General features: G+C 42.5%; 4 protein-coding genes. 1 reads left to right on the top strand and 3 read right to left on the bottom strand.

Features of this window, described 5'->3' with window-relative positions; translation table 11 throughout:
- On the bottom strand, positions 1-5,204 hold a 5,204-nt coding region (locus PX481_RS13040; RefSeq protein ID WP_288094703.1), incomplete at its 3' end, for an AAA family ATPase.
- Positions 5,201-7,033 (bottom strand): carotenoid oxygenase family protein, encoded by a 1,833-nt coding sequence (locus PX481_RS13035; protein WP_288023688.1) that lies wholly within the window; start codon positions 7,031-7,033, stop codon positions 5,201-5,203. The genes PX481_RS13035 and PX481_RS13040, both read right to left, overlap by 4 nt.
- 29 nt (positions 7,034-7,062) lie before the next feature.
- Here PX481_RS13035 and PX481_RS13030 point away from each other — a divergent pair, with 29 nt between their 5' ends.
- Positions 7,063-7,203 (top strand): hypothetical protein, encoded by a 141-nt coding sequence (locus PX481_RS13030; protein WP_196219805.1) that lies wholly within the window; start codon positions 7,063-7,065, stop codon positions 7,201-7,203.
- 14 nt (positions 7,204-7,217) lie between these two features.
- Here PX481_RS13030 and PX481_RS13025 read toward each other — a convergent pair.
- The coding region (locus tag PX481_RS13025; RefSeq protein ID WP_288094702.1) for an AAA-like domain-containing protein at positions 7,218-8,025 on the bottom strand (808 nt) is incomplete at its 5' end.

The raw sequence follows: 8,025 nt of genomic DNA, 5'->3' as shown, positions 1-8,025 counted from the left end.
TCGATCATGCGTACCATTAAACTAGACTTACCCATTTGACGGGGATTGAGAACATAGCAAAAATCGCCCCGTTTGAGGGCTTTATAGAGATAACGGTCGGCGGCGCGGACCACGTAGGTGGGTGCATCCATAGGCAAACTGCCCCCCACTTGGTAGTCAAAGGTGCTAGATTCTTCGGTACTTCTGAGCAGTTCATTTTCAAACAGTAATTCTGCTTGGGTGGCCTTGAGAATTTCTAGGGTTTGGCTGAGTTCCAGGGTGCGCTCCTGCACTTTCTGTTCTAGGGTGCGGCTATACTCGGCTAATTCTTGGGTAAAGCGAATCCGTTCCGCTTCCGCCTGTTTTCGTTCGCTAATATCGGTAAAAGCGGTGATCGCATAGATAATTTCTCCTTTTTCGTCAAAAACGGGCGTGGCATACACTTCTAGGGGGATAATCTTCTCTCCTTGGTGAACTTCTATATCATCCACCGTGTTTTTTTCCCCCCTTAAAGCTCGGACAATCGGATGGTATTCTGTGGGATACAATCGATCGGTTCCAGCTTGATATAACTGATAGGTTTTCCCCAACTGATTAGCCGTGGTGATATTAACTATCTCTTTTCCTAAAATCTCCTGGGCGGTTTGATTGGCGTAGTAGGGTTGACTGTCGGCATCGAGGACGAATACCCCCACCGGCATGGCTTCTAAAAATTGCGCTAGTTGTCTCTGTTTAGCTTTGATTTCGGCGTAGAGTTTGGCGTTAGTAATTGCGATGGCAGCTTGGCTAGAGAGCAGTTGCAGCACTTCCAATCTTTCTTGGGTAAAAGCCCCGACGGTGAGATTATTTTCTAGATAGACAATTCCCCGCAGTTGTCCTTGGTCGAGTAGGGGTGTGCAAAGCAGCGATTTGGTTTGATGGATTTTAATATAGGGATCGTTGCTAAAATTGCCCTGATGGGCAGCATCGTTATTAAGAACGGTTTGACCGCTCCGGGCCACATAGTTAATAATTGAGACGGGAAGATGTTCTTCGATCGCATTAGATTTAAAGACTGTCACCCTATCTTCCTGCACTGAACCGGAGGCTTCGATCGATAGTTGTCCGCCGCTTTCTAGGATAAGATAGCCCAGCTGCGCCCCAGCATTTTCGATGAGAATTTTCATCAGGGTGGCGAGTAATTGATCTAAAACTATCTCACTAGAAATGGCTTGGGATGCTTTCATAATCGTGGCTAAATCTAACAGTTCTCCCGCATGACTAACTGAATTTTTTCTGGTGGTAGTTCTCGTGGTTTCGGTCAGGGAATTGGAACCATAATTATTGACCATTAAGTGAGAATAGTGGCTTTCTATATCTTTGACTTTAGCTGTTGCTCCCCAAAGAGAATAGAGATAGGCAGCTTCATTGATGTAGGTTTTGGCAATTTTTACTTTACCCCAATCGAGATAGAATTTCGCCGCTAGTTCGTTAGCCAGTGCTTCTTCATTAATGTATTCATTTTCCCTGGCTTTAGCGATGGCTAGATCGTAGTTTTCTATGGCTTCTAGATAGGATTCCTGCACCCGATCCTTTTCCGCTGCCACTAAATAAAATTTATGGAGATAGTTAGAGGGGGCTTGATTGGCCCATTCCTGTTGCTTTTTCTGATTATTCGTCACTCGTTCTAATACTTGCTGTTTTTGGTCATTGTCCAGATGATTATAAATAGCTAAATGGGCGAGGGAATCATAGAAATTATGCAGAGGAATCAATAAAGTAGCGGTAGCTCCCCCTAGATAATTTTGGGCTTGGTTAGCATTTTCAATGGCTGGTTCGTACTGTCCAAATAGATAACAAAGGTATAATTTATTAACAAATAAAGCACAGAGACCGAAGAGATCATTAGCCTCTAGATGGTACGGTAACATAAGAGTTTCTTGATAGTACTGTCCTTCTAAATGACCGGGATTTTCCGAGTGCCTCAGCAGATTTAAAACTGTTTGACCATAGATTTTTAGATAGTTGCGGGGGTTTTCTTGTTTGAGCTTAACAAAAGCCAGATCATAGTTAGCTATTTCTTGGGCTAATTCGGTTAATTCCTGTCCGATAAAGGCGGAATGAAAACAGTAAAGATAGGCGCAGGTTGTTCCGTAGTAGAGATCGCCCATTTCTAAACCGGTTTGATAGGAAGATTTTAACAAGGACAGGGAATTTTTAATCGGTTCTTTCCAGATACTAATAGTGGCGGAAAAGACGGCAATTATTTTCGGCATCAGGGCTTTGGCATGAAATTTATCAGCAATGTTTAAAGCTAATCGTCCAAATTGATAACCCGTTTCCCAATCTTCTAAAAGACCACAAAGAATTAAGCCATAATTGACATAAGTAAAAGCCGCTAGATAACTATTGCCGTATTCAATTGATAAGTTAACCTGTTTTGATACTAGGATGGGTAAGAGATGAGGGGCGGCAATATAAACAGGAGAAAATATGGCACTTGCTATCTTCATGATTGCTAATTTTTCTTCTTCATTTATCGGCGGTAAATTAATTAAATCTTTGATATTTTTACCCGCTAATTTTTGTCTGGTTTTAGTTAGTTCTTTTTGAATATCTGATGATTGTAAGGATTCAGGAATCTCGAAATCTAGGCTTTTGAGGACGGATAAACCAATTTCTACCGCTTTTAGTTCTTGATTTTGGGCGTGATAGGCTTCGATGATGACTTCATAAACTTTCACCTTATCTAGGGTTGTTTTTGCCTGTTTTAATACGAGATTAGCCCAGCGTTGCATCTGCTCAAAGTTCCCACTTAAATAGGCGATTTCTGTGGCTTCAGAATAAATATTTAAAGTCAGTTGATAGTTATTTTTCCAGCTTGATTTTTTGAGAAGTTTTTGAGCGATTTTAATATATTTTAAGGCTCCAGTTTGGGCATTAGCGGCTTTGGCTTTTTGGGCTGCTAGTAAATTCAAGTTAGCCACTGACTCTCGTTCTTTTTCCTCGCTAATTAGTCGATAACCAAGATTGAGATGATCGACTATTTTAAAAATCTTTTCCGATAATTCATTGGCGGCAGTATGCTGCCAAAGTAGGCGACCAATTTTCAAATGAATTAAAGATTTTTTGCTGTCTTCGATGAGAGCGTAAGCTCCTTGTTGAATGCGATCATGAGCAAATTTATATTCTTGAATCAGTAATTGTTCATCCAATTCTGAGAGGGGAATAATTAAACCAGCTTCGCTACTAGAAGTTAAAATTGGTAAAAGTTCTGGAGGTGATTTTTCAGAGATTACTGCCAGACTATATAAATTAAACTCTGCCCCAAGACAAGCGGCTAAACTTAAAATTTCCTGGGTTTCGGGGGGCAATTTCTGCATTTTGCCCATCATAAATTGAATCAGATTATCAGTACTACCAATCCTTTGAATTTGGCCGAGATGCCATTGCCAATAACCCCTATTATTATCGGTTTTAGTGGTTGTTTGCTGCCCCGGTTGGAAAAATAGCAAATTTTCCCAGTAGATAGTTTTGAGAAATTCATTGACAAAAAAAGGATTCCCGTGGGTTTTTTGCCAGACTAAAGCGGACAAAGATTGCACATATTCGGGTGAATGATTTAAGGTGTCAGCAATTAACTGATTGACCTGTTCAAGACCCAGAGGTTTTAAAATAACTTGATTGATAATTATGCCCCCCTGCTCTAATTTATCGAGAGTAGCGGTTAGGGGATGGGTGGAATTAATTTCATTACTGCGATAGGAGCCAATTAAAAACAAATAGTCCATATCGCCATCGAGCATAATTAATTCTATTAACTGGAGACTAGCCAAGTCTGCCCATTGCAAATCATCGAGAAAGATGACTAAGGGGTGTTCCGGGGAACAAAAGACCCGAATAAAATTTTTAAAGACTAAATTAAAGCGATTTTGAGTAGCGATCGCTCCTAATTGTAACACCTCTGGTTGTGGACCGATAATTAATTCTAGTTCAGGAATCACATCAATAATAACCCGTGCATTCGCCCCCAAAGACTTTAAGAGTTTTTGTCGCCATAGTTGCAGTTGTGGCTGACTTTCCCCCAAAAGTTGCTTGACAAGATGAGTCAAAGCGCTAACCACGGCAGCGTAGGGAGTATCGCGCTGAAATTGGTCAAATTTACCGGAGATAAAAAAGCCGCGTTTTTCAGTAATTGGCTGATAAATTTCCCTAACTAGGGTGGTTTTACCCATGCCAGAATAACCCGTAACTAGCATCAGTTCGGTGTGAGAGGAGTTTTTATCTGCGGTGGCTACCCGTTGAAAAGCAGTGAGGAGAGTGGCGATTTCTGCCTCCCTACCGTAGAGTTTTTGGGGAATTTGGAACTGATTGGCTAGATCTTGCCCAGCGATGACAAAATCCTCAATTTTAGCCGTTGTTTCTAGTTGTCTTAAACATTCTTCTAAATCTGCCCGAATACCGTAGGCACTTTGGTATCGTTCCTCGGGGGTTTTAGCCATCAGTTTCCTGATGATTGCCTCCACCACCGGGGGAATTTTCTCCCTGACGAGACTATTAATCTCCAGAGGTTGTTTTGCCAGATGACAGTGAACTAATTCCAAAGCATCTTTAGCCCGAAAAGGTAATTGTCCGGTGAGAAGTTCGTAGAAGCTAACGCCCAAGGAATAAAAATCCGTGCGGTAATCGAGACTGCGATTCATCCGTCCGGTTTGTTCGGGAGAAATATAGGCTAAAGTCCCCTCTAGAACGTTGGGATTTTTTAGCCCCGGATTTTCCCGCCGCAGGACGCTGGCAATGCCAAAATCGATGATTTTAATTTGTCCGGTTTCGGGGTTAAGAACTATATTGGCAGGATTAATATCTTTGTGAATAACCTTGGCGTTGTGAATTTTCTCTAAATTAGCCACTATTCGGGGTGCAAGGCTTAAAAAGTCCCTTAAGGCCAGGGGTTTGCCCTCTAGCCATTTTTTTAAGGATATACCCCCGAAATCTTCCAAAATAATCACGGGAGTTCTGCGGTAGGTTTCTAAACCATAGGCTTTAATCGCCCCCTCGAAGTTCAGGCCGCAGATGGTTTTATACTCCTGTTTGTAGTGGGTTAGTTGTTGTGCGGTGGGATATTCTTGCTTGAGGATTTTGAGCATAACCGGTTGATTATCGGCGGTGCGAATAGCCCGATAGACTTCCGAGTTAACACTTTCGTAGATTTGGGCAAGAATGTCGTATCCGTTGAGAACAATCATTTTTTTACTTGGCGATTGTAAATGGCTGCGGGTCTCCCCAAGAAAAATTCTACGGGAACTAAAACAAGACTCCGCAAGGCTGACAGGACTCGATTTACCTGTGAGACGGAAGGACGGGGAGAAGGCAGCACTTGCTCGAAATACTCGGAATGCAAGGTAAAACCAAAGTGAACATCTTCCGGCAAACTCAGTTTAGCAATCGGTCCGCCCTTGAGATTGTCAGGGTTAAATAACCAAGCTTCTAATACTCTGGTCGGGGTTAAAACCGTCGTAAATAGATAGCCCTGTTCTTGGGGAATAAACTGAATGCTATCTAAAATATAGCCATCGGGACAAACATAAAAATCCAGTAGTTCCCGACCTAAATGTGATACATGAGTATCACTGGCATTTTTTTCTTGGCTAATCTGTTCAGTTAACTGATTCCAATCCTTATCGAAGGGAACCTTGGCTAATACCGAGGGCAAGTCATGACAGGGAAGTTCGGCATCCCTGAGGATGCGATTACTTTGGTCGCGAAAATCCATATACTGACGACGACAGATTAATTCGCGCACATAACCGGCATAAACCTGATAAATAGCGCTGTATCCCTGTTCCAATTCCCGCGGGTCGGCGGTGTAGAGAGTGGTAGAGAACCACCCCGGATGGATGAAAGCTTGTTCGCTCATCACCCTGGCATCTTTGATAACCACTTTGCGCAGCACTCCGGGGTCAAAGGAAAACATCCAGGGAATGCCGTGGTATTCGGGAGGATAACCCTGACCGGTAAAATGTTGGATATCGTCTTTTTCGATCGCTTCGGTTAAACTAATAGTGGCGTTTTGGATGGCCACCAGATGAATTTGACCGTTGATACTATGGTAATTACAAAGGAAGTGATAACTGTCGCCATTGAAGGTAATTAATTGCGAGGGAACGGTGGTTTCTTCTTCCTTGAGGTCTTGACGTTTAACCAGATAAATTTGAGTTTTCGGATAGGTTTCTTCAGGCTTGATTCTGATACCTAATAGTTTGGCTACTCCCATCTGAAAAGGCATATCGGGAATCATGATATAATCTTCGGTGACGATGACCGAATGGGGACTACCATCGAGGATAGCTCCCTGTAGTTTCCAGGGTTTAAGTTGTTTTTGTTGATCCCAAAGAACAATATACGCCGATTTATCTAAGTCTTTTAACATACCTCCCGATACAAGTTTTAGCTTTAATTCACAGGTGATAAATTCTTTGGTTTTTTTGTCGTAGAAGGGATGAGCGGTATTTTCTAGGACTGGGAAAAAAGATAAAGGCACGGAAACAATATGTTGGTCAAAATAACCAATCGGAGTGATAGTATCAAGGGAAACGGGGTCCACTTCCCAGTAACGTCCCGCATCGGCAGTGAGAATTAATCTGGTTTCTTCTAGTTGTTCATTTTCGGAAACTTTTTCTAGTTTAACTATAGCAGTATTCGCTATTTCTGAACAACCCAAAATGCTGACCACGGCAGGAAAAGTGGCTTGACTAATATTAAATATCGGTAAAACTTTTCGCCAAAAACTATCCCAGGTTTTCAGTTTTTTACTGTAAACATTAACTTGATTATTTTTCCCTTGCAAGTCCCATTTAATAATTACACCCTCGCCAGAGAACAAATGACGGTCATTTTTTCTATGAAAAGGACAGACGATAAAAACGTATCCCGACAGATTTTCCGGCCAATGTCCCTCGGTAACTGTGGCGACTGCTTGATATAAATTGTTCTCATCCGGTTGACCTAGTTGCGAGCGACTAAAATTACTAACGTTGACAGTATTTTGGACAGTATCTTTGATTGACATATTCATAATAAGTAGAGTTTGCGGCAAAAAGTTTGTTGGTGGGGTCAGGAGCCGGTCGTCGGTCGTCAGGAGATAGGATTCAGGAGATAGGAGCCGGTCGTCAGGAGATAGGAGATTATTTTATTTATTCCCCCCACACCCTACACCCCACACCCTACACCCCACACCCTCACTGATTACTGATTACTGTTTACTGATAACTGATAGAGGATTTCACCTCTAAAAAATAGCGTCGATACAATTCATAGCCTGGTACTACTTTATCTCCTGATTGTTTGAGTAGTCCCATACTGCTGAGTTTGTAAGCGAGAATTGGGTCTAATTGTACGGGTTCCACCGCGCTCATCACCCGATCGAGGGCTTTTGCTAGTTCAGGCTGTTGTTCTAATACCGCCCAATGGCGTCGCAGGTGATGGGCATAAATCCCAGTGACGGAGGTGGCACTGGTTAATATTTGCGTCATGGTTATTTCCTCCCGACTGAGATAGTAGAGGGCAGTTTGTACCAAAGCTGGGTGTCCTCCCACTAGCTCCATCAATTGTTGGACTTTTTCCTGATTTTCCCAGGTGAGTTGATAACGTTGGGCTAATTGCAATACCTCCTCAAGACTGAAATGACTTAGCTGTGCGGGGAATCCCACGTTAAAGGGGGATTGATTGAGCTGCAGGGGAACATAAATTTCTGTGGAATGGACGACGATAAGACGGAGTTTTTGCCAGATAGGTAGGGTTTTGGCTTCTTCGTACCAAGAACGCAGCAGCGGTAAAAAATCCTTGGCCACTTGGGGATGTTCAAACATCTGATTAAGTTCATCGAGGGCGAGGACAATGGGGGCGGTAATCGATTCCAGGATATAGTCTTGAATGTAAACCGTACAGCTAATCTTGCTGCCTAAATCCTCATCCCAATACTCATCTAATTGTGGTTTTAACTGTAGTTGACGGGCAGCATTGGCACACAACCAGCGCAAAAATTGGTTTAAATCACCTAAAATCGCT

This window comes from Microcystis sp. M53603_WE2, assembly GCF_030065435.1.
This window is presented reverse-complemented; position numbering and strand designations above follow the sequence as displayed.